Origin of the sequence: Vibrio sp. zbq_1 (genome assembly GCF_043102935.1) — a bacterium.
Lineage (GTDB): Bacteria > Pseudomonadota > Gammaproteobacteria > Enterobacterales > Vibrionaceae > Vibrio > Vibrio parahaemolyticus.
The window spans coordinates 235,126-256,112 of sequence record NZ_JBICJH010000004.1 but is presented as its reverse complement, the minus strand read 5'-3'; the positions used below and the strand labels follow the sequence as shown (position 1 = coordinate 256,112).

Here is a 20,987-nt window from a genome sequence, read left to right as displayed (position 1 = left end):
GAGCGCATCATGAAACAAAGAACAAATAAGCTGTTTGAACCAGCTCAACTGAAAGCGTTGTCACTACAAAACCGCATTGTCATGGCACCAATGACTCGCGCACGCACCACTCAGCCGGGCAACATCCCGAATGAGATGATGGCAACGTATTATCAACAGCGCGCTTCTGCCGGGCTGATCATTTCCGAAGCCACACAAATTTCGGACGATTCTCAAGGCTATTCGTTCACACCTGGCGTTTACACCGATGCGCAAGTGGCGGGCTGGCAAGGTGTGACCCAAGCGGTCAAATTACAAGGCGCAGCGATGTTTTGTCAGCTATGGCATGTGGGCAGAGTGTCTCACCCAACATTCCAAAATGGTGAACAGCCTATCGCACCATCTGCGCTCGCTCCGGTAGAGACGCAAGTTTGGATTGCAGATGAACAAGGCAACGGCAATATGGTCGATTGTGTTGAGCCTCGCGCAATGACACAAGCGGATATCAACCGAGTTGTCGGTGATTTCGCGAACGCAGCCAAGCGCGCCATTGAATCGGGTTTTGATGGTGTAGAAATCCACGGCGGGAATGGGTATCTGATCGATCAGTTCTTAAGAACCAACTCAAACCATCGAACAGACAACTACGGTGGTTCACGAGAAAATCGTATCCGTTTTCTTATCGAAGTAGTGGATGCAGTTATCGCCGCTGTTGGTGCGCATCGAGTTGGGGTGAGATTGGCACCATTCATTACGTTTAAAGATATGGACTGCCCAGATATCGTGCCAACGATCCTAGAGGCATCAAAACAGCTACAGGAGCGCGACATTGCCTACTTGCACTTGTCCGAGGCCGATTGGGCCGATGCACCAACGATTCCCGAGACGTTTCGAATCGAACTTAGAAAGCGCTTTCGCAACGCTATCATTGTCGCAGGTCGCTACGATCCTCAACGAGCAAACGAAGTGTTAGAGAAAGGCTACGCGGATCTTGTCGCATTCGGACGACCATTCGTAGCAAACCCAGACTTAGTCTCTCGCTTGCAACATCACCATCCGTTGGCAGAACTCGATGGATCAACGTTGTTTGGCGGAAACGAACGAGGCTACACCGATTACCCTGCTCTGCAACAGGAATGCGCAGAACAGGCCTAACAAAAAAAGCCCCAACCTAGCTGCTACGGTTGGGGCTGTCACCAAACTAAAATTGGTTTTAGCTAGCTTAATTTGGCTAAGAGTTAAATCACTTCTAACGCGCCGCTGCGCCAAGGTTCGATAACCACTTTGATGTGGTCATTTGGCGTCATTAACTGTCTAAACGCATCTTCCACACCATCTATTCCTACTTTGGCAGTGAGCATTTTCTGCCAAGGCAACTTATGTTCGGCAATCGCTTGTAGGCATTGCTCAAACTCGTGCGGCTGGTAGTAGTAAGAGAATCTCAAGTCGAGCTCTTTTACCGTCGCGTACGCGTAGTTAATGATTGCGGGTGTCGTATGGATACCCGAGATGACGATTCGCGCTCGGGCAGGGGCGCGGCGCATAAAATCGTCAATCAAGGTATGCTTGCCAACACACTCATAAATGACCAGGCGTGAGTTCATCGCGTACTGCTCACCAATGGCGATCTCGTCTTCCTTGGTCGGGTTGATCAATCGATTTGCGCCAAACTCACTAGCAAGTTGCAGTTTCTCTTCCTGAAGATCGACCGCAAGAATATTGCTGACGCCACGTTGTTTCAGTGCAGCAATCACAGCCAGTCCTATAGGGCCGCAACCGACAACCAGCGCGGTTTCTTCCGTTTCGATTTCACTGCGATTGACCGCGTGCAAACCGACCGCTAGTGGTTCGGTCAATGCCGCCGCCTCAGACGGCATTCCGTCTGGGACAGGTAGCAATAACGCTTCATCAAGCAGGAAGTACTCAGAGTAAGCGCCATAAGTACCCGGAGTAACACCAACGCCCGCGCCATTTTGACTGAGCAACATCGGCACTGAGGTGACGCGGCTACCAACAGCCAACGTCTGTTGAGTGTCAGATCCGTATTCGACAATTTCCGCGCAGAACTCATGCCCCAACATCACTTGAGCGTGCTCACCGGCTTCATCAGGCATCAACCCGAGCTGGTGGAATACATCAAATACCTCATCCGCGTGTCGAGTAATGTGAAGGTCGGAGCCACAAATGCCACAGGCGAGACTACGAACCAACACTTGTCCCGCTGCGGGTTTGGGGATTTCGACTTGCTTCAGGCGAACACTACCATCTTGCATTACGATACTGTTCATCTGTTGCATGGGGTTACTCCGCTAGCTCATCGCTTAGGCCAGCAATCGCACCCGGTTTGATGTAACGCGCGGTAAAGCCTTGTGCTTTCGCTGTTGCAATAACAACTTGCTCAATCCAACCCGCATCCATGATGTTGATGAAGTTACCTTCTTCGTCAAAGTTAATGTTGGCACCTTGGATCACCATAAAGCCATCTGCACCACCCGACTCTTCTGGACAATGGAAGGTATGAATCGAACCGCCCGGCTCATATAAGTAGCTACCAGCGGTTTGGACTTGGTCTGGATACTCGATGTAGTGCCAAGCGCCACTCAGCGTATAGAAATGCACCACACCAGTGTGGTAGTGCTTAGGCAGAGTGATACCTGGTTTGAATTTGGCGCGAACCACCCAAGTCCCGTTTTCTGGGTCTAGAAACAACGGGTAAACATCAACACCCGGTAGCGCGTCTTTAATGATCGACTCTTCATTAGTATTAAGAGTTAATAGGAAATCTTGATGCTGAATAACTTCTGGTAATGACATAACTTACATCCTCGCTATTGCTGTAATGTGGCGTGCTCGCCTATCCCATGAGTGGGTACTTAAAATTCTCGAAACCATCAGATGCGCTGACGGTGCAACCGTTGATACAGTTGGCTTTCTCGCTGACCAAAAACGTCACCACGTTGGCGATTTCTTCTGGTTGAGTGAAGGTTTGGCGCATCTGCTCTTTACGGATGTGATTCCACAGGCCAATTTCGTCGTATTGTCTTAGCATCGGAGTATCAACACGTCCCGGAGCGACGGCGCAAACACGAATACCCAATGGTGCCAGTTCTAATGCGGCGCATTTGGTCATCATATCGACCGCCGCTTTACTGACGTTGTAGGTAAAAGTCATCTCAGACGCCATTCGTGCGTAAACAGAAGAAGTATTGAGGATCACACCAGGTGTGCCTTGTGCTTGGAATTGTCGCCCAGCGGCGAGAATGCCGTAGTAGACACCATTTTGGTTGACCTTTGAGATTGGCTCAAAATCGGCAATTGGGTCGTGGTCAAGCAGAGGTTTCGGTGCGCCGATGCCCGCGTTGTTGATCATGATATCGAGCGAGCCAAACTGTTCGACCGCGCACTTCACCATAGCTTCAACTTGTTGGTAATCGGTGACGTCCGCGACAAAGGTTCCCAACAGCTTTGAGTCAAAACTTGTGTACATTTGCAGTGATTGTTCTGAAATATCGACAGCAAGCACTTTGGCTCCTTGCTCTCTCAGCTTCGCAATGATGGCTTGGCCAATTCCACCAGCCGCCCCAGTCACAATGGCCGTTTTATTGATAAGTTCCATACTGCTTCTCATCCATGCGTTGTTGTTATCAAAATGTAACTTAAATCAACTAACTGATACTCACTTGACCTTTTGCGAAGTAAATTTGATATATTGCGATTTACAACTTATTAACATTTAAGAATCGAGACATGTATATCGTACGAAGTGGCGCTGCCGATAAATTTGATAGTTTGGTTTCCGAACTAGGGCAAAATCCGGTTGAGATTATGGCAGCCGTCGGGCTGTCTGCAGCGCAATTTCGCGACCCCGATACCTATCTCGCTTATCCAAGGTTGGCTGAATTGCTGGAGGAAGCGGCTGCTCGTTGTCAACAACCGCTGTTTGGTGCGTTACTCGCCGAGCGCCAAAACCTGCAAAGTTTGGGCGATTTGCCGATGTTGGTTTCTCGCGCAGAAACGGTCGGTGATGCCTTGGCGCGGGTGAATGATTTTCTCTATCTGCATTCGTCAGGGGTCACTCTCAACATGACGCCACAAGATGATTGGGTACGGTTGTCGCTCAGTATTGATGTGCACAGCGAACGCGGTATCGCGCAGTTGATGCAGTTGAGTGTATCGCATCTGGCGATGTTTATTGCCAGTCTGCTTGACATTGAAGCGAGCCACTTCTCTTTACACCTCACCCAACACGCAAGCTTCGAGGCAGAACAGAGCGAATTTGCCCAGCAGAACAAACTGCGTTTCGGTGATAAGTTTGACGGTATCCTACTTAAAGCGACTCTGCTCAACGCTAAGAACCACCAAGATGAAGACGCACTAGAGCGCCATTTTCAACAGCACCTCAAAGAGCTGCAAACCCGTTACCCCAACAATCTTAGTGACCAAGCGGCCAATATGATTGGTCGTTTGCTATCGACTGGAGAATGTAGCGTGGAGCGTGTCGCCAGAGCATTGGATTTACACCCGAGAATGCTGCAAAGCAAGCTAAAGCAGCAGGGCACGAGTTATCGACAGCTACTGCAGCAAGTGCGTCAGGATTTCGCCGAGCAGCGTTTAAGTGAGAATATTCAGAGTATTACCGATATCGCGTTGCAACTGGGCTATGCAGAAACTGCGGTATTCAGCCGCCACTTTCGTCGCTGGACGGGAAAATCGCCGAGACAATGGCGGTTAGATAAAATGGCGGCTAGATAAGCAGAGTTAAACGGGTTAGCAGACCATGTTTTGTTGGCGATTCTTGAGGCTTTTCTCGCTTAAAATGCCACTCCCCTTTCTTTGCAGAGAATGACTGGTTAAAATGCAGAAAATTGCGCACTAACTGGATTAAACATGGCAAAACTTACCCTTCAAGAACAAATGCTAAAAGCGGGCTTAGTTAACGAGAAAAAACTAAAGAAAGCGAAAAAAGGCTCAAAGAAATCACGCGTTCAAGCACGCGAAGTTAAAGCGGCGGTTGAAGAGAGTAAACGCCAGCAGGTAGAGCGAGACAAACAGCTAAGCCAACAACAAAACGCAGAGCGTCTAAGCAAAGAGATCAAAGCGCAAATCAATCAACTGATTGAGATGAACAAGATCGAGCTAAAAGATGGTGACATCAAATACAACTTCACACACGGTACACTAGTGAAATCACTTTATGTAGATTCACTTATCCGCGAACAGTTAATCAAAGGCATTTTGGCTATTGCTATTGTCGGTGAAAGCTACGTTGTCATTCCGCGCGGAGTAGCGAATAAAATTGCTCAACGTGATGAATCCGTCATCATCGAACAGAAAGAAGCAGAATCTGATATTCCGGCAGAAGACGATCCATATGCAGATTTCGTCGTTCCAGATGATTTGATGTGGTAAACAACCAGCAGCACATAAACTAAAGAAAAGAGCCGCTGATTTAACATCAAGCGGCTCTTTTTTATAGAAAGAATGTGTGACAGAAACAATGTACGTCGTTATTGCTTACTTATCAGCAAGTTCACGCCAGAGACAGTCAAAAAGAGTGAACACCCGCGATTGAAACGTTTCGCCATTTTCGGGTTTGAAAACCAGTGTCTTAAATACAAACCAAAGATGGCGTAGATTGAAATGGCGACCATTTCTAAAATCAAAAACGTTGAGCCAAGTGCAAAGAACTGCTCTTGAACGTTGGCATTAGCATCAACAAATTGCGGCAAGAAAGCAGTAAAGATAAGAATCGCTTTCGGGTTGCCAGCAGCAAGCGTAAATTCTTGCTTCGCAAGCCCTGCGTAGTTGCGCGAGTTGTCCAAATCAGAGATCGGACTAGACTCTGAACGCCAAAGGTTAAATGCAATCCAAAGTAGATACAGCGCCCCTACCAGCTTTATTGCCAAAAATAACATTTCTGACGTATACAAAATCACGGCCAAGCCAGATGCCGACAACGCAATCATTGCTGAAAAAGCGGCAATTCTGCCTAAACTAGCTACAAATGCGGCCCTAAATCCGTAGCAGCGGGCGTTGTTCATTGCCAATAAATTGTTTGGGCCTGGAGCCATATTGAGAGCGAAGCAAGCAGGAATAAAAAGGAGAAGCTTCCAAATATCCATAATAAAATGGTCTTAGTGAGTTATTTTGGTTAGTACCCTAACATCCGCCATTAAAGTGAGTAAACCACAAACCAATCTTAAAGCAACTCGGCGTCAAATCGTGCCGTGCGAGCTTGAACCAACGTGCAGTTCGTTTCTGCCATCAACTCAGCTAAGGTGATGTTTGGGTTTTGTCTCACCAAACGTATCAACTTCACGTCCAAAGGTTCCAACTTGTCTTGGTGAGCGAGTAGAGCTTGCTCGATCTTGTTGATCGCAAAGCGCATCACCTCTGCCTCTTCGCTTTTAAGATGATCTAAAAACGCTTTTACATCCAAAGCCTCGCCTGAAATCTGCCAGTTACGAGATCGCCTAATTCGCTTAAGATCGCACTGTTTTTCTGCTGCGAGTGTTTTCGCTTGCTTGGCATGGTCGCCACCAATACGGTGAATCAAGGATGGGAGCGAAATCGTAATCTTCGTCTCTTTCATCGTCTTAGCCCTCAACCACCGACACATTCTCGCCAACCCAAGCCAACAATTGTTTTGCCGCTTTGGATAACACTTGATTTTGACGCACGATGTAGCCGAAATCAGTGTTTGGAAAACTTGGCAAAGGCGTAACTTCTCGGGAAAGCTTTAATCTCGGATCGAGCGAGAAATCCGGCACAATAGCAGTCCCAAACCCCGCTTCAGCCCAGTCGATTTGTGCTTCCACACTGCCCACTTCCATCACGCGATGCTTAGGCAGATTTAACTCAGGCAAAGACGCATCAATCAGCTCTCGGGTTCGAGTATCGTGCCCTAGCAGAATCAGCGTCTGGCTCTCTTTTCGATTGTCCTGCCACTCAAAAATGTTATAGCCAAACGCACACCAGTGAATCTGCGTGAGAGGCGTAAAATGCAGCGGTTGACTCTCTTTTTGTGCGATAACAAAGCCGATATCGGCACGCGCACTTTTCACCAAATCCACCGCTTGAGAAGACGTGGTATTGAACAATGCCAAATCGATACCCGGGTATTCACTTTTGAATTGCTGAAATGGTTTGATAAGCAGTAAACGTGAAACAATATCGCTCGCCGCAATAGAAAGCGTCCCCTGCGTAAGATCGTTGATGGCATTGAGATCCGACTGACAAATTTGCAGCTCATTAAGCATCCGCTGCGCCGTAGCTAACAAACGCTTCCCCGCCTGCGTCAGCTGTACAGGGTTTCGCTCAATCAATTTAGTACGCGTGGCTTGCTCCAACTGCTTGATATGCAAACTTACGTTAGGCTGCGTCATGTGCAGTTCCGTCGCTGTTTTACCAAAGTGTTTTACCTCTGCAAGAGTTACGAAGGTTCGCAGCCAGTTCAAATCTAACATTGCCAATTCCGATATGAGATTCTTATCAAGTTAATGAGTATAATTAATTTCTCTTATTATGGCGAACACCTTAAGATTTTTGCATCTGTTTTTGGAGATTAAATTATGTCGTCTATCGTTGTTGTGGGTGCAAACTGGGGTGATGAAGGCAAAGGCCGCATCGTTGACTTTTTGGCAGAGCAAGCTTCTGCGAGCATTCGTTTCCAAGGTGGTAACAACGCGGGTCACACCGTGGTTAACGACCTAGGTACGTTCAAGCTGCACCAGCTACCAAGTGGCGTATTCAACCCTGACTGTTTGGCAGTGTTAGGTCCGGGTATGGTTATCAGCCCTGCGTTGCTGTCTCAGGAGATTGCGGAAGTTGAAGAAGCAGGCGTAAAAGTGAATATGTGCATCTCTGATCGCGCAACACTGTGTCTACCTCTACACGCACTAGAAGATACGCTAGAAGAACAGCGTTTAGGCGACAAAGCATACGGTTCAACTCGTCAAGGTATTGCACCTGCGTACGGTGACCGCGTAATGAAGAAAGGCATTCTTGTTGGTTGGTTGAAGCAACCAGAAGTATTGGTTGAACGCCTTCAGTTCATGATGGATTGGAAACTGCCACAACTGCGTGCGCTTTACCCGACGTTCGAGTTCGAACAAACCGCTGAAGAAATGGCGAACTGGTTGCTAGAAGTGTCTGCACCTTGGCGCGATTCAATTTGCAACGTAACGCTTCCTCTAAAAGAGCTACAAGCAAAAGACAAAACACTATTGTTCGAAGCACAGCTTGGCGCGGGTCGTGACCTTGTTTACGGTGAGTACCCTTGGACAACATCTTCTAACGTTGTATCAATGTACGCGGGTATCGGCAGTGGTCTTCCGGCACTTCGTCCTGAACGCGTTATTGCGGTTGCAAAAGCATTCAGCTCATCAGTAGGTACTGGTACGTTGATCACTGCAATGGAAGAGCAAGATGCTTTCCGCGAACTTGCAGGCGAGTTCGGTGCAACTACAGGTCGTCCACGCGATATGGGCTACTTCGACGCAGTCGCTACGAAGAACGGCGTTGAACTGCAAGCAGCAACTGAAATTGCACTAACGAAAGTAGACTGTTTGACAGGCCTTAACGATCTAAAAATCTGTGTTGGCTACGAAGGCGACCACAGCGAAAACCCAATCTGGCCTCAAACTGCAGCACTAGCACCAATCTACGAGAAAATGGAAAGCTGGAACGAAGACATCACAGGTTGTCGTAAGTTTGAAGAGCTACCAGTAGCAGCACAGAAATACGTTCTACGCATTGAGGAACTAATGGGCGTACCAGTAAAAATGGTCTCTGTTGGTCCAGGTCGTGAACAAATGATTATGCGATAAGATGTGAAACGATACCAACTCTGACTGGTATCGCACATCATTGGCAAGCGGCTTATCTGTTCCGGGGTAAAGCCGCTTTTTTTTTGCGCTATGTTTGCAGACCATTTAATCTTCTAAAAGCTTAACTCCTATCCTCCTTCCCTTTACATCTCTTAGCAAAACACGCCCTCACTTCTTACTTACAGATCCATCACTGGTATTTCGTTCAATGTTGAACAGGTTGCTGGTACATCTCACTTGTTAAAGAAGCACGTTAATTAGGTTAACTGGTTGATTTGATATTCTTTAAGTGATTAGTTGATCACGATTTTCATCTGCAATTTGTTGAGCTTGTGCTCAAAAATTCTCCCGTTCTGTTTTTAGGATAGAGGTTGTTCCCCAACCAACATCTAACCTAAAAGCAGGTGATTCCCATGACAAAAAATCTTTTCCGCCTCAGTACGATTACCCTTGGTTTGTGCCTCAGTTCTTTGTCGTTCGCCCAATCCGATCTTCCTAATATCAAAATCCTCGCGACTGGCGGCACCATAGCTGGCGCAGGTCAATCTGCCACTGAGTCGAACTACACCGCAGGTAAAGTTGGCGTCGAATCATTAATTTCTGCTGTGCCGAGCATGACCAACATTGCGGATATTTCTGGTGAGCAAGTCGTCAGCATCGGCTCTCAAGACATGAACGATGAGGTATGGCTGAAGTTAGCGAAAAGAGTTAACGAGCTGCTCGCTCAAGATGATGTTGACGGTATCGTCATCACCCACGGTACGGATACGTTAGAAGAAACTGCATACTTCCTTGATTTAACGGTGAAGAGCGACAAGCCCGTTGTGATCGTGGGCGCGATGCGACCATCTACCGCCATGAGTGCCGATGGCCCGGTCAATTTATACAATGCTGTTGTTACTGCAACCGATGAGGACTCAAAAGGCCGCGGCGTGCTAGTGGCAATGAATGACACTATTTTCGATGCGCGAGATGTAACGAAGACCAACACCACCTCGGTAAGTACGTTCCAATCGCCAAACTTCGGCCCTCTTGGCTACATTCACAACAGCGATGCAAAGTACCAAAGAAGCCCTGAACGTAAACTCACCTCAGAAACCCCATTCGACGTATCAAAACTCAACACACTACCTAAAGTAGGCATTGTTTATAACTATGCGAATGCGTCGAGCTTGCCAGTCAAAGCCTTGGTTGATGCCAAGTTTGACGGTATTGTGAGTGCTGGTGTGGGTAATGGTAACTTGTACCACACGGTCTTTGATGAGCTCGAAAAAGCGAGCAAAGATGGCATTGTTGTCGTCAGAAGCTCTCGCACGCCAACTGGCTCAACGACTTTGGACGCGGAAATTGATGATGATAAATACGGCTTTGTTGCATCAGGCACGCTAAACCCACAAAAAGCACGTATTTTGCTGATGTTGTCACTCACCCAAACGAAGAACTATCAAGACGTTCAGAAGATGTTCCAGTACTACTAAGGAACAACCATATAAGCTGATAATTGATAACCAGTAATACGCAAAGAGGAGGTTGATAGCAACCTCCTCTCATCCAAGTGACTAGCCGAACAAACGGCGTTTCATTCCGGCTCTCTCAAGAATGCGCGTTGAAATTTCTTCTACCGACAATGACGACGTGTTGATGTAAGGAATCGCTTCTCTTCTGAATAAAGCTTCAACCGTGTCCAACTCCAACTTACATTGTTCTTCACTGGCATAGTCGCTGCCCGACAGGCGATTCTCACGAATCTCATTCAAACGTTCAGGCGTGATGGTTAAGCCAAACAGTTTGTGGCGATGCACCTCGAACTCTGGCAACAAACGCATCATCTTGACGTCTTCGGCAATAAACGGGTAGTTCACCACGCGCAAGCCAAACTGCATCGCCATATACAAACTGGTTGGTGTTTTGCCGCTGCGCGATACACCAAGCAGAATGATGTCCGCCTGTTCCAAGCCTTTCAGTGTAATGCCATCGTCGTGAGCCAAGGTGTATTCGATCGCCGCAATACGGTCAAAATAGGTATCGGAATCTTTCCCTACACTGCGAGAGCGCTGCAACTTCGGGGCAGGTGCCATCTGAATGTCGTCTTGCACCTTTTGTACAATGCTTTCAAGCACATCGTAGCTGTATGCCGGAGCTTCTAGCAGCATTTCGCGTACACCAGGCACCACAATCGAGAAAAACACCAACGGTTTAACGCCATTGCGTTGGTAGGATGTTTCAATTTCTTTAACAACATCCGCAACTTTGTCTTGGCTTTCTACAAAAGGAAAGGTTTTTTCATTAGGAATGAAAGGAAATTGACCAAGAACAACATGGCCCAATGTCTCACATGTTATCGCCGTACCGTCAGAAACATAGAACACATCACGACTTTGGTTATTTATTTGCATTTCTGTTTAATTTTTCAAAATCTTTTGAGTAGGATGGTAAACATAATATTAATAAACCAGTTTGGCTTTCAGTTAGGTTCCCCACAGCTTTTAAAATTCGTCAGAATTTTTTTGAGCCAGAACGTAATCGTTTGCCTTTGACATCAATTGAGACAAATACTTTGTTTGGATTGATTTAAGTCCCCCTACTAAGCTGCAATGTTTCTGGAGAAAGACATGCAAAAGAACACCCTCTGGTTCAATGGCCTATCCATGGATGATGTCGACAAAGTCGGCGGTAAAAATGCTTCACTTGGCGAAATGGTTTCTAACCTTGCTAATGTTGGCGTATCAGTACCAAATGGCTTTGCGACAACCTCATACGCGTTTAACCAATTCCTTGACCACGAAGGTTTGGATGAGCGTATTCACCAATTACTTGATGAACTGGACGTTGACGATGTTGAAGCTCTGCGTAAGACAGGCGCTACCATCCGTCAATGGGTATTACAAGCCCCTTTCCCTGCGGATCTTGAACAAGAAATTCGCAATAATTATGAAGAACTTATCGAAGGCAACACTGAGCTTTCGGTAGCGGTTCGCTCTTCTGCAACAGCGGAAGACCTACCAGACGCCTCTTTTGCTGGTCAGCAAGAAACGTTCTTGAACGTGAAAGGCATCGACGCAGTACTAGAAGCCACAAAGCACGTTTACGCTTCTCTATTTAACGACCGTGCGATCTCTTACCGTGTTCACCAAGGTTTCGACCACCGTGGCATCTCGCTATCTGCGGGTATCCAACGCATGGTTCGTTCAGACAAAGCCTCTTCTGGGGTTATGTTTACGCTAGACACTGAATCTGGCTTTGACCAAGTCGTGTTCATTACATCGTCTTGGGGCCTAGGTGAAATGGTTGTTCAAGGCGCGGTAAACCCAGACGAGTTCTACGTTCACAAGCCAATGCTTGAAGCGGGTGAGCACCCGATCGTTAAGAAAACCTTTGGTTCAAAGTTGATCAAAATGATCTACTCAAACAACCAAGAGATCGGCAAGCAAGTTGATATCATCGATACGTCAGAAGAAGAGCGCAACACCTTCTCTCTAAACGAAGAAGAGATCAAAGAGCTGGCTAAACAAGCGATGATCATCGAGAAGCACTACCAACGTCCAATGGACATTGAGTGGGCAAAAGATGGTATCGACGGCAAGTTGTACATCGTTCAAGCACGTCCAGAAACCGTATGTTCTCAAACAGAACAAAACGTGATTGAACGTTACGAACTGAACAACAAAGCCGATGTGCTTGTCGAAGGCCGTGCTATCGGTCAACGCATCGGTAAAGGCCCAGTACGTTTGGTTGATTCTCTAGACCAAATGTCACTGGTTCAAGAAGGCGATGTGCTTGTCACAGACATGACTGACCCAGACTGGGAACCAGTGATGAAGAAAGCATCGGCAATCGTAACTAACCGTGGTGGACGTACGTGTCACGCAGCAATCATCGCTCGTGAATTAGGTATTCCTGCTATCGTTGGTTGTGGCGACGCGACAAGCAAACTGACCGATGGTGCAACCGTAACCGTCTCTTGTTCAGAAGGTGAAACAGGTTACGTTTACCAAGGCGACTTGGATTTTGAAGTAAAACGCTCTTCTGTTGATGAACTGCCATTGTTGCCAACAAAAGTGATGATGAACGTGGGTAACCCTGATCGCGCGTTCGACTTCGCACAAATTCCAAACGAAGGCGTTGGTCTTGCTCGTCTTGAATTCATCATCAACAAGATGATCGGCATTCACCCGAAAGCACTGTTGAACTTTGACGCTCAAAGCGATGAGCTGAAAGCGGAAATCAAACAACGCATTCGTGGTTACAAAGATCCTATCGATTTCTACGTAAGCAAACTGACGGAAGGTATCGCGACCATCGCATCTGCTTTCTGGCCAAAACGCGTCATCGTTCGTATGTCTGACTTTAAGTCGAACGAATACAGCAACTTGGTTGGTGGTAAAGCGTACGAACCGCATGAAGAAAACCCAATGCTAGGCTTCCGTGGCGCGTCTCGTTACATTTCTCCAATGTTTGAAGACTGTTTCGAGCTAGAAACGCAAGCCATCAAACGCGTTCGTAACGAAATGGGTCTGAAGAACGTTGAAATCATGATCCCATTTGTGCGTACACCAAGCGAAGCCGCATCGGTTATCGATTTGCTAGCGAAGTTTGATCTGCGCCGTGGCGACCAAGGTCTGAAAGTCATCATGATGTGTGAACTGCCATCAAACGCAGTGCTTGCCGATGAGTTCTTGAAGTACTTCGACGGCTTCTCTATCGGTTCAAACGACATGACTCAGCTAACGCTTGGTCTAGACCGTGACTCTGGCGATGTGGCTCACCTATTTGATGAGCGTAACGCAGCGGTGAAAATCATGCTGAAAATGGCGATTGATGCTGCAACCAAAGCTGGCAAGTACGTAGGTATTTGTGGTCAAGGCCCATCAGATCATGAAGATTTGGCGGAATGGTTGATGGAGCAAGGCATTAGCTCTGTTTCACTCAACCCAGACACCGTTATCGACACTTGGTTACAGCTAGGTAAAGTTAGCAAGTAATTTGCCGAAAGGAAGCCACTTAACACAAGTGCTCCTAAACCAACGAGACAAAGCCCTCAAGCTGCGGTTTGAGGGCTTTTTTGTTGGGCTTCTATCACGCCCTTGTCAAGGGTACGTGAGTTCGTGACGTCAATCCCAACCTAGAATCATCGTCAATTTTCCCTATCCCAAATTTCACCTAAAATGAAGTAAAACCGACCACGTTTAGGACGAGCTCTAATGAAAAAGCCGATCGTTATCTTAACCACACTTATGTTACTCACCTCTCCTGCTCATGCAGATTGGGACGAGATATCCAACAAAATGTCTGAGCTAGGCGAAGCGGTTTCGGATACTGCGCAAGATGTTTGGGACGACACTAAAGCCTTTTCAAAACAAGCGTGGCAAGATTTCACGAATTGGTCCGAAGAAGCAATCAATACGGCTGGCGAATGGACAGATGCCAGTATCGAAAAAAGCAAAGAATGGATCGATGCCGCAGACAAAAAAATTGATGAGTTGATGGAAGGCGACACGCCAGAAGAAGCGCGTCAAGCGATTGATTTGATGGCCGATAGCACCTTACTCAAACTCTTTAATGAAAAACCAGAAGCGAAAGCGATTTACGATAAAGCTTACGGCTACGCCGTTTTTGATTCTCGTAAACTCTCTTTGCTTTTCCACACTAATTCAGGCTCTGGTGTGGCAGTAGATAAGACCACCGAAAAACGCACCTACATGAACATGTTTGGTATGGGGGTTGCGCTAGGGCTCGGCGGCAAGTTTTATCAGCAAGTGGTTTTGTTTGAAAGCAAGCAGGACTTCGATACGTTCGTCAACGAAGGCTGGGAAGCAACCAGCGAAGCTTCAGCAGTTGCAGGCGAAGATGCCGAAGAGTTCTCTGCACAGTTCAACAGCGGCGTTGCCGTTTATCAGCTCAACTCAAAAGGCTTACTTATCGATGCAAACGTATCTGGTTCAAAATACTGGGTAAATGAAGAGCTCACCAACGCCCAGTAATTTACCTGCTCTGATTGAAAACACTTCACAACAACGAATGATTTCACAGGAATTGATAAAAATCTGAGCATTAAAAATCATAGAATTAACAATCGAGAACGCAAAACTGAGTACCTGAGCAACTTTTTAGGGGGAAGTCACGAGAAGATGGTGACTTCCCTTTCTCGTTGGATTGCTTTTGGTTATGCTTGCGCAAAATTAAATCATGTCAACTCGATGATCGCATGCCTAACCAAAACTTTAACGCGCAACTCGCAGAAGCAATTTCTGCTTTAAACACGCCTAACTTCACCCCAAAATTGATGAGCGTGATTCACTCAATTTTCGATTTTGATTGCGCGATCATTCTTGGTTACCGAGAAGGCAAACACCCGATCTATCTATATGACTCGATTGAAAATGAACGTGAGTTGCTATTTCAACGTTACCTGACCAACTCATTTCAAAACGATCCGTTTTTCCAAAACCTCAACCAGCACAAGCAACAAGGCATCTTCACCCTAAAAGATGTGGCGAAAAAAGGCATCGAATATCAAACGTATCGAAAGCAGTTTTACGATCAAACAGGTTGGAAAGATGAACTCAGCATGCTGGTAGAAATCGAATCCGGTCGTTGGGTAATTCTCTATTTTGGCTGCTTGCGTGAAGGTAAACGCTTCTCTGCCGCGCAAATCAACAGCTTGCGATCGCATTTTTCTGTTCTTCAATCGCTGTGCCAACAGCATTGGAAACAAGCCGAGTTTAACTTATCAGAGCCCGTAGTTCGCCCAGACGCCTACACAGGCAATATGAAGGTTGCCATTGAGCAGGCGTTAAGCTCATTTGGCATAGAGTCACTAACTCGACGGGAGCAGGAAGTCGCCTCCCTCCTTGCTCAAGGGTTTGATACTAAAGAAATTTCTGCGCATCTTCATCTTGTTCAAGGCACAGTAAAAAACCATCGAAAGCGCATCTATTCTCAGCTTAATGTTTCATCGTTGAGTGAGCTGTTTCAATTGTTCCTCAACCACCTGATCATGCACTCAAAATAGAAAACCATCCCTTTAGGGATATATCGACAAAAGGTGTCGCGTTTTAGTCTGAATACAACAACCACTAAAACAGACAAAAAGAATGACGACACCATTACTGCAAGATTTACAAGATCGTGGTTTGATTGCACAAGCCAGCGATTTGGAAGAAATTCAGACACTTCTCTCACAGCCTCAAACCGTTTACTGCGGCTTCGATCCTACTGCAGGCAGCTTGCACATCGGCCACCTCGTGCCTTTGATTATGCTTAAGCGCTTTCAAGATGCCGGACACCAAGCCGTTGCTCTGATCGGTGGTGCAACGGGCATGATTGGCGACCCAAGCTTTAAAGCGACTGAGCGCAGTCTTAACTCAGCGGAAATCGTCTCAGGCTGGGTTAACGATCTCTCAAACCAAATTCAACAGTTGATGAATCACCAACTGAGCAAGCCAATGATCATGGTGAACAACGCTGACTGGATGAAAGCAATCAATGTGATCGACTTCTTCCGCGATGTGGGTAAGCACTTCTCGATCAATACTATGATCAACCGAGAATCGGTAAAACAACGCCTGCAACGCCCTGACCAAGGTATCTCCTTCACCGAATTTAGCTACGCTCTGCTGCAATCGTACGATTTTGCCGAGCTAAACCGTCAATATGGTTGCCGTTTGCAAATCGGTGGCAATGACCAATGGGGGAACATTGTTAGCGGGATCGATTTAACTCGTCGTCAAAATGGTGAGCAAGTATTTGGCTTAACTCTGCCGCTGATCACCAAATCCGATGGCACCAAATTTGGCAAAACTGAAGGTGGTGCAATATGGCTAGATCCTAGCAAGACCTCTCCTTACGCGTTCTACCAGTTCTGGCTTGGCGCAGAAGACGCCGACGTTTACCACTTCTTGCGTTACTACACATTCTTGAGCTGCGAAGAAATTGCCAGCATTGAAGCGCAAGACCAAGCAAGCCAAGGTAAGCCACAAGCACAACGTATTCTCGCTGAGGAAATGACGCGGTTTGTTCATGGCGAAGAAGGCCTAGCTAGCGCCGAACGCATCACTCAAGCTTTATTCAGCGGTAATGTGCAACAACTGAGTTTGGGTGAATTAAAACAATTGGAGTTGGATGGTTTACCAAGCATTGAGAGCGCACAACAAGATTTGGTTGAGCTGTTGATTGAGTCGGGGTTAGCAAGTTCGAAGCGTGTTGCACGCGAACACATCAGCAACAACGCCATCAGTGTAAACGGAGAAAAAGTGTCGGCTGATAACCCGAGTTTGAGCTTCCCACTGTTCGATCAATACTGGTTATTGCAACGCGGTAAAAAGCACTTTTGCCTCGTAAAGCGTGCCGCGTAGCAACACTCGCAGTACAAAGCCTATAAAAAATTCCCCTCACCACTTTCGTGATGAGGGGAATCCAAATTTGAACGATTTTAAGCCTGACAATAGGCAAAGACGTTGCTTATTGCGTTCTTAAACGTTGCCAGTACTTTTCGTAAATCGCTAACGTTTCTGCGCCAACATCATTAATAAACTCGCCTTTTTTCATGTCTTCTGATGAAGGGAAAATAGTACGGTTGTTTTTCAACTCTTCTGGCAATTTGTCACGCCCAGCGTTTGTTGCCGACGCATAACCCAAACTGGTCACGATTTCCGCTTGGTTCTCTGATTGGTACATAAAGTTAATAAATTTATGCGCCAATGCTTTGTTTTTACTGCCAGAAGGAATAGTGAAGTTGTCCATCCACAATACCGCGCCCTCTTCCGGCATCACGAACTTCAGCTCTGGCATTTCAACCTGTCCTTGGAATGCGTTGCCGTTCCATTGCATGCCGACCGATGTTTCACCGGACACGTAAGGGACTTGAGGTGCGTCTGAGTTGTACAGCAATACGTTATTTTTCAGTGCCACTAAAGAATCGAAAGCCTGTTTGATTTCTGCTTCGTCTTTGGTGTTCACACTATGGCCATTTTTCTTCAGCGCCATACCGAACACATCGCGAACGTCATCAATCAGCATGACTTGTTGTTCGTATTGTGACTCCCATAAGTCAGCCCATTTTGTCACTGGTTGCTCAACCATGGATTCGTTGTAGCTGATCCCGGTAATGCCCCAAATATAAGGCAGAGAGTAATCATTTTTCGGATCGTGCGCTTGGCCGAGTAAGCCGTCCATTGTGTCTTGCATGTTTGGCACTTGAGCGTGATCTATTTTCGAAAGCAGCCCTTCTCGACCCATTTTTTCAATGAAGTACGCAGAAGCAAAAACCACATCGTAACCAGAACCTTTTAGCAATTTTAGCTTGGTGTACATTGATTCATTATTCTCAAAGGTCGAATAATTAATCGTAACGCCTTCTTGTTTTTCGAACGCTTTTAACGATGCTTCCGGCAAATAGCCACCCCATGCATAAACGTTCAACGTTTTGCTATCTGCATGAGCAAACATGCTGAGCACAAGAGCACTCAGCCCCAATCCTTTGATGATTAATTTCATGGTATGCGATCCAACCAGTCCAGCGACGCGCTGGGATTCGGGTGCATAATTAGGTAATTGTTACCCAATTGAAAGAAAATTTAATTAATCTTTAACAGCAAAAATATTTATCGAATTTATAAAATTAATGCGCATTTTCAATAGCGACTGTGCATACCAAAATGATGAGACATTCCATCTTCCATTCGACCACCTTTCCAGCCACCAGCACCGAATAAATGAAGCACATCTTGAGCGGTATAATCGACACCAGCGAAGAAGTCATGCGCCACATCAGAGCGGATGGCTTGCAACTCCGGTTGGTTTTCCAAATCAAGATCTTGCGGATTCGCATACAACGCCAACGCAATTTTTTGTTGGCACGCGCTTAACTCGCTGGTGCTCGTCTTTACCTGACCGACGGAAAAGTACTCACGACTGCCGTATCCCACCATCAATCTGGTACTCATAAGCTTAATCACTTTCTTAATGCGGCGACGTTGTATAAATCTCAACATGTTGAAGTCCTTATTTATATTTCGATAATTAATAATAAGTTTTGTATACCACACATCAATACTCTAGAGTGTCAGGGTTTAGCACGGCACTCAAAGAGTATGGAGTTCAAGAGTGAAAATTGACGATCTAAAACTGTTCACCAAAGTCGTCCAACTTGGCAGCTTTACAGCGGCAGCCAATGCTTTGGACTTACCACGAGCGAATGTTAGTCGACGCATTGGAGAACTGGAACGTTACCTCGGAACGCAACTTTTTCACCGCACCACTCGCAGCCTTTCGCTGACAAACAAAGGCGATGCCTATTACCAAGATCTACAAAAAGTACTCACCTTGCTTGATTCGGCAAACCAGCAAGCCAGTAACGAAAGCATCGAGGTCAGAGGCAAAATCAAACTTGGCCTTCTGCCAGAAACCTATGAACATCTTCAACCCATTTTGTTTGAATTTCAGGATCAATACCCGCAGGTTGAACTCGACATTCGCAATATCAACAATGGCTTTATTGATATGTTTCAGCAGGGGTTGGACATCGCGCTGCACGGCGGCATGCTGTTTGATTCAGACATTGTCGCGAGAAAGATCTTAACGCTAGACCGATGTGTCGTTGCCTCACCGAGCTATCTTCAAACTCACGGCGCGCCCGCCACATTAGAAGAGTTGAGCGATCATCAGTGCATTTGTTTTCGTTGGCCAAATGGCAATGTCGACAACCTTTGGCATTTTCAGGAACAAAACGTAGCACTCAAACCAAAACTCATTTCCAACAACATCGGCTTTATTAAAAGCTCCACAGTGCTTGACCGCGGCATCAGTTATATCCCAAAACTGTTGGTAAAAAATGAGCTCGAATCCGGTGCATTGGTGCAAGTATTGTCTCAATATGCTGTCACGGAAGAAACGGGGTGGTTACTCTATCCTCAACCGAAAACGCTGAACCAAGCTAGCCGGTTACTTATTGAACATTTGTGCAATAAAATCCCAAAACTTTTGTAGTTTGCATTTATTGTCATAAAATTTGTGACATTGAATCATGCGCACGCATGATTATCTGAACATCTGTGAATTATAAGATGACGCCGAAATTATGGAGCCATCTTATGAATCATCAAATCAAAACCGCTGCGCTGAGCACTATCGCGCTCTCTCTACTCGGCTGTAATCAAGCTCAACCTCAGGTTGAGGAGCCAAGCGCATCCAGACCCGTTCAAGTGATTGAAGTCAACGAAAGGAATGAAGAACTCAACAAATCATTCAGCGGGATCGTAAAAGCAAAAGAAACCGCCTCACTCTCTTTTCGTGTACCCGGCACCGTGGAAAGCGTGTTCGTAAATAAAGGCAGCGTGGTAGAAAAAGGCCAAGTCATTGCCACGCTGGACAAGCACGACTACCAAGTCTCACTAGAAGAATTACAAGCGCGCATGTTAGAAGCGCAATCAGCCCACAAACTCGCGAAAGCCGAGTTAAAGCGCGTAAAACAAGCGACTTCTGATGATGCCATTGCCAGCGTAAACTTAGACCGAGCCATCAGCAGCTACGAACGTAGCCTCTCTGCCGTCAAAGTGGTTGAGAAAAACATCCAACGTGCAAAAGATGCCCTACGTTACACCACTCTACGTGCACCATTCACTGGCATTGTTGCCGACGTTTCTGTTGATCCACATGAACAAACCTTGCCGGGCGGAAGTGTTGTGTCAATTCAGCAAGAAGGCAGCTGGGAAGTGGACATCGACGTGCCGGAAAATATGATTGCGCAATTCGCACTAGGTCAGCCAGCATCGTTGACTTGGTATGATTCAGAGCAATCCTACCGAGCAACCGTGGCAGAAATCGCGCCGAAGAAGCACCTGCTCAAACAAACCTATACCGTCACGCTAGACATCGATTCGATTTCCAGTGCGCTATTCAACGGTAAAGCAGTCACGGTTAATACCGCGCTCAACACCAGTCACTCAAGCCATTGCTTTCCTTACTCTGCAATTTTGGGTGAGAAACAAACTCTACACGTGAATGTGGTTCGTGATGCGGTTATTCATTCAGAGCCGGTCAACCTTGACTCTATCGACGCATACCAAGCGTGTGTGACCGGAAGTTTTGAGCAAGGCGATTATGTGGTGATCAGCGGTAGCCATTATCTGAGCGAGGGCGATGCCGCCCCAAACCTGACCATCAAGACTTTGTAGGTGCGAA

The 20,987-nt window shown here is 46.6% G+C and carries 20 protein-coding genes; 11 read left to right on the top strand and 9 right to left on the bottom strand.

The window, feature by feature from the left end:
- The first annotated feature begins 9 nt into the window (after window positions 1–9).
- Entirely contained in the window at window positions 10–1,134 is a 1,125-nt protein-coding gene (locus ACF8CV_RS01560) for an alkene reductase (protein ID WP_005483963.1), read from the top strand.
- A gap of 83 nt (window positions 1,135–1,217) precedes the next feature.
- Here the strand turns inward: ACF8CV_RS01560 and ACF8CV_RS01555 are convergent, their stop codons facing one another.
- From ACF8CV_RS01555 to ACF8CV_RS01545, 3 genes are read right to left on the bottom strand one after another with little or no spacing between them, the layout of a single operon-like run.
- Window positions 1,218–2,276 (bottom strand): zinc-binding dehydrogenase, encoded by a 1,059-nt coding sequence (locus ACF8CV_RS01555; RefSeq protein ID WP_138937171.1) that lies wholly within the window; start codon window positions 2,274–2,276, stop codon window positions 1,218–1,220.
- 4 nt (window positions 2,277–2,280) lie between these two features.
- Window positions 2,281–2,793, bottom strand: coding sequence for a 2,4'-dihydroxyacetophenone dioxygenase family protein (locus ACF8CV_RS01550; protein ID WP_005464137.1), 513 nt, complete (start codon window positions 2,791–2,793; stop codon window positions 2,281–2,283).
- A 40-nt stretch (window positions 2,794–2,833) separates the two neighbouring features.
- Window positions 2,834–3,595 carry an SDR family NAD(P)-dependent oxidoreductase gene (locus ACF8CV_RS01545; RefSeq protein ID WP_029822320.1) on the bottom strand — a complete coding sequence of 254 codons (762 nt, stop codon included), beginning with the start codon at window positions 3,593–3,595 and terminating at the stop codon, window positions 2,834–2,836.
- Between the two features lie 131 nt (window positions 3,596–3,726).
- Here ACF8CV_RS01545 and ACF8CV_RS01540 point away from each other — a divergent pair, with 131 nt between their 5' ends.
- Together ACF8CV_RS01540 and ACF8CV_RS01535 are read left to right on the top strand one after the other, a co-directional pair.
- Window positions 3,727–4,731: an AraC family transcriptional regulator gene (locus tag ACF8CV_RS01540; RefSeq protein ID WP_029822319.1), complete on the top strand. Its 1,005-nt coding sequence runs from the start codon at window positions 3,727–3,729 to the stop codon at window positions 4,729–4,731.
- 135 nt (window positions 4,732–4,866) lie between these two features.
- Window positions 4,867–5,388: a DUF2058 domain-containing protein gene (locus ACF8CV_RS01535; RefSeq protein WP_021449383.1), complete on the top strand. Its 522-nt coding sequence runs from the start codon at window positions 4,867–4,869 to the stop codon at window positions 5,386–5,388.
- A 98-nt stretch (window positions 5,389–5,486) separates the two neighbouring features.
- Here the strand turns inward: ACF8CV_RS01535 and ACF8CV_RS01530 are convergent, their stop codons facing one another.
- The 3 genes from ACF8CV_RS01530 to ACF8CV_RS01520 all read right to left on the bottom strand — a co-directional run bounded on the left by ACF8CV_RS01530 (window position 5,487) and on the right by ACF8CV_RS01520 (window position 7,445).
- The gene (locus ACF8CV_RS01530) at window positions 5,487–6,101 is read right to left on the bottom strand and encodes a LysE family translocator (RefSeq protein WP_005464091.1); all 615 of its coding nucleotides are present in this window, start codon (window positions 6,099–6,101) and stop codon (window positions 5,487–5,489) included.
- 77 nt (window positions 6,102–6,178) lie between these two features.
- A complete protein-coding gene (locus ACF8CV_RS01525) occupies window positions 6,179–6,571 on the bottom strand; it encodes a ribosome recycling factor family protein (protein ID WP_029829175.1) in 393 nt (130 codons plus the stop codon).
- Between the two features lie 4 nt (window positions 6,572–6,575).
- Window positions 6,576–7,445: a LysR family transcriptional regulator gene (locus ACF8CV_RS01520; protein ID WP_138937172.1), complete on the bottom strand. Its 870-nt coding sequence runs from the start codon at window positions 7,443–7,445 to the stop codon at window positions 6,576–6,578.
- Window positions 7,446–7,550: 105 nt separating this feature from the next.
- Between ACF8CV_RS01520 and ACF8CV_RS01515 the strand changes: the two genes are divergently transcribed.
- Together ACF8CV_RS01515 and ansB are read left to right on the top strand one after the other, a co-directional pair.
- The gene (locus tag ACF8CV_RS01515) at window positions 7,551–8,807 is read left to right on the top strand and encodes an adenylosuccinate synthase (protein ID WP_138937173.1); all 1,257 of its coding nucleotides are present in this window, start codon (window positions 7,551–7,553) and stop codon (window positions 8,805–8,807) included.
- A 413-nt stretch (window positions 8,808–9,220) separates the two neighbouring features.
- Window positions 9,221–10,285, top strand: a complete 1,065-nt coding sequence (gene ansB, locus ACF8CV_RS01510; protein WP_138937174.1) for an L-asparaginase 2 — start codon at window positions 9,221–9,223, stop codon at window positions 10,283–10,285.
- Window positions 10,286–10,366: 81 nt separating this feature from the next.
- Here ansB and ACF8CV_RS01505 read toward each other — a convergent pair whose 3' ends face one another.
- Complete coding sequence (locus ACF8CV_RS01505) at window positions 10,367–11,203, bottom strand: pyruvate, water dikinase regulatory protein (protein WP_005464081.1); 837 nt, start codon at window positions 11,201–11,203, stop codon at window positions 10,367–10,369.
- A 216-nt stretch (window positions 11,204–11,419) separates the two neighbouring features.
- Between ACF8CV_RS01505 and ppsA the strand changes: the two genes are divergently transcribed.
- The 4 genes from ppsA to tyrS all read left to right on the top strand — a co-directional run bounded on the left by ppsA (window position 11,420) and on the right by tyrS (window position 17,161).
- Entirely contained in the window at window positions 11,420–13,789 is a 2,370-nt protein-coding gene (gene ppsA, locus ACF8CV_RS01500; protein ID WP_042764022.1) for a phosphoenolpyruvate synthase, read from the top strand.
- Window positions 13,790–14,008: 219 nt separating this feature from the next.
- Entirely contained in the window at window positions 14,009–14,788 is a 780-nt protein-coding gene (locus ACF8CV_RS01495) for a hypothetical protein (protein ID WP_005464130.1), read from the top strand.
- A 224-nt stretch (window positions 14,789–15,012) separates the two neighbouring features.
- Window positions 15,013–15,819 carry a helix-turn-helix transcriptional regulator gene (locus ACF8CV_RS01490; RefSeq protein ID WP_005498115.1) on the top strand — a complete coding sequence of 269 codons (807 nt, stop codon included), beginning with the start codon at window positions 15,013–15,015 and terminating at the stop codon, window positions 15,817–15,819.
- A gap of 82 nt (window positions 15,820–15,901) precedes the next feature.
- Window positions 15,902–17,161 carry a tyrosine--tRNA ligase gene (gene tyrS, locus ACF8CV_RS01485; RefSeq protein ID WP_025442548.1) on the top strand — a complete coding sequence of 420 codons (1,260 nt, stop codon included), beginning with the start codon at window positions 15,902–15,904 and terminating at the stop codon, window positions 17,159–17,161.
- A 106-nt stretch (window positions 17,162–17,267) separates the two neighbouring features.
- Here the strand turns inward: tyrS and ACF8CV_RS01480 are convergent, their stop codons facing one another.
- Together ACF8CV_RS01480 and ACF8CV_RS01475 are read right to left on the bottom strand one after the other, a co-directional pair.
- Window positions 17,268–18,302 (bottom strand): PotD/PotF family extracellular solute-binding protein, encoded by a 1,035-nt coding sequence (locus ACF8CV_RS01480; protein WP_005373831.1) that lies wholly within the window; start codon window positions 18,300–18,302, stop codon window positions 17,268–17,270.
- 137 nt (window positions 18,303–18,439) lie between these two features.
- A complete protein-coding gene (locus ACF8CV_RS01475; RefSeq protein WP_025442546.1) occupies window positions 18,440–18,799 on the bottom strand; it encodes a DUF6559 family protein in 360 nt (119 codons plus the stop codon).
- A gap of 112 nt (window positions 18,800–18,911) precedes the next feature.
- Here ACF8CV_RS01475 and ACF8CV_RS01470 point away from each other — a divergent pair, with 112 nt between their 5' ends.
- Both ACF8CV_RS01470 and ACF8CV_RS01465 read left to right on the top strand, forming a co-directional pair.
- Window positions 18,912–19,793 carry a LysR family transcriptional regulator gene (locus ACF8CV_RS01470; protein ID WP_021484272.1) on the top strand — a complete coding sequence of 294 codons (882 nt, stop codon included), beginning with the start codon at window positions 18,912–18,914 and terminating at the stop codon, window positions 19,791–19,793.
- A gap of 104 nt (window positions 19,794–19,897) precedes the next feature.
- The gene (locus tag ACF8CV_RS01465; RefSeq protein WP_005464114.1) at window positions 19,898–20,980 is read left to right on the top strand and encodes an efflux RND transporter periplasmic adaptor subunit; all 1,083 of its coding nucleotides are present in this window, start codon (window positions 19,898–19,900) and stop codon (window positions 20,978–20,980) included.
- Window positions 20,981–20,987: the final 7 nt, after the last annotated feature.

Bases quoted from the DNA above. Each gene is read 5' to 3' on its own strand.
- ansB (WP_138937174.1), top strand. From the start codon at position 9,221: ATGACAAAAAATCTTTTCCGCCTCAGTACGATTACCCTTGGTTTGTGC.
- tyrS (WP_025442548.1), top strand. From the start codon at position 15,902: ATGACGACACCATTACTGCAAGATTTACAAGATCGTGGTTTGATTGCA.
- ACF8CV_RS01560 (WP_005483963.1), top strand. From the start codon at position 10: ATGAAACAAAGAACAAATAAGCTGTTTGAACCAGCTCAACTGAAAGCG.
- ACF8CV_RS01465 (WP_005464114.1), top strand. From the start codon at position 19,898: ATGAATCATCAAATCAAAACCGCTGCGCTGAGCACTATCGCGCTCTCT.
- ACF8CV_RS01540 (WP_029822319.1), top strand. From the start codon at position 3,727: ATGTATATCGTACGAAGTGGCGCTGCCGATAAATTTGATAGTTTGGTT.
- ACF8CV_RS01495 (WP_005464130.1), top strand. From the start codon at position 14,009: ATGAAAAAGCCGATCGTTATCTTAACCACACTTATGTTACTCACCTCT.
- ACF8CV_RS01555 (WP_138937171.1), bottom strand. From the start codon at position 2,276: ATGCAACAGATGAACAGTATCGTAATGCAAGATGGTAGTGTTCGCCTG.
- ACF8CV_RS01525 (WP_029829175.1), bottom strand. From the start codon at position 6,571: ATGAAAGAGACGAAGATTACGATTTCGCTCCCATCCTTGATTCACCGT.
- ACF8CV_RS01515 (WP_138937173.1), top strand. From the start codon at position 7,551: ATGTCGTCTATCGTTGTTGTGGGTGCAAACTGGGGTGATGAAGGCAAA.
- ACF8CV_RS01490 (WP_005498115.1), top strand. From the start codon at position 15,013: ATGCCTAACCAAAACTTTAACGCGCAACTCGCAGAAGCAATTTCTGCT.
- ACF8CV_RS01505 (WP_005464081.1), bottom strand. From the start codon at position 11,203: ATGCAAATAAATAACCAAAGTCGTGATGTGTTCTATGTTTCTGACGGT.
- ACF8CV_RS01530 (WP_005464091.1), bottom strand. From the start codon at position 6,101: ATGGATATTTGGAAGCTTCTCCTTTTTATTCCTGCTTGCTTCGCTCTC.
- ppsA (WP_042764022.1), top strand. From the start codon at position 11,420: ATGCAAAAGAACACCCTCTGGTTCAATGGCCTATCCATGGATGATGTC.
- ACF8CV_RS01475 (WP_025442546.1), bottom strand. From the start codon at position 18,799: ATGTTGAGATTTATACAACGTCGCCGCATTAAGAAAGTGATTAAGCTT.
- ACF8CV_RS01520 (WP_138937172.1), bottom strand. From the start codon at position 7,445: ATGTTAGATTTGAACTGGCTGCGAACCTTCGTAACTCTTGCAGAGGTA.
- ACF8CV_RS01550 (WP_005464137.1), bottom strand. From the start codon at position 2,793: ATGTCATTACCAGAAGTTATTCAGCATCAAGATTTCCTATTAACTCTT.
- ACF8CV_RS01535 (WP_021449383.1), top strand. From the start codon at position 4,867: ATGGCAAAACTTACCCTTCAAGAACAAATGCTAAAAGCGGGCTTAGTT.
- ACF8CV_RS01480 (WP_005373831.1), bottom strand. From the start codon at position 18,302: ATGAAATTAATCATCAAAGGATTGGGGCTGAGTGCTCTTGTGCTCAGC.
- ACF8CV_RS01545 (WP_029822320.1), bottom strand. From the start codon at position 3,595: ATGGAACTTATCAATAAAACGGCCATTGTGACTGGGGCGGCTGGTGGA.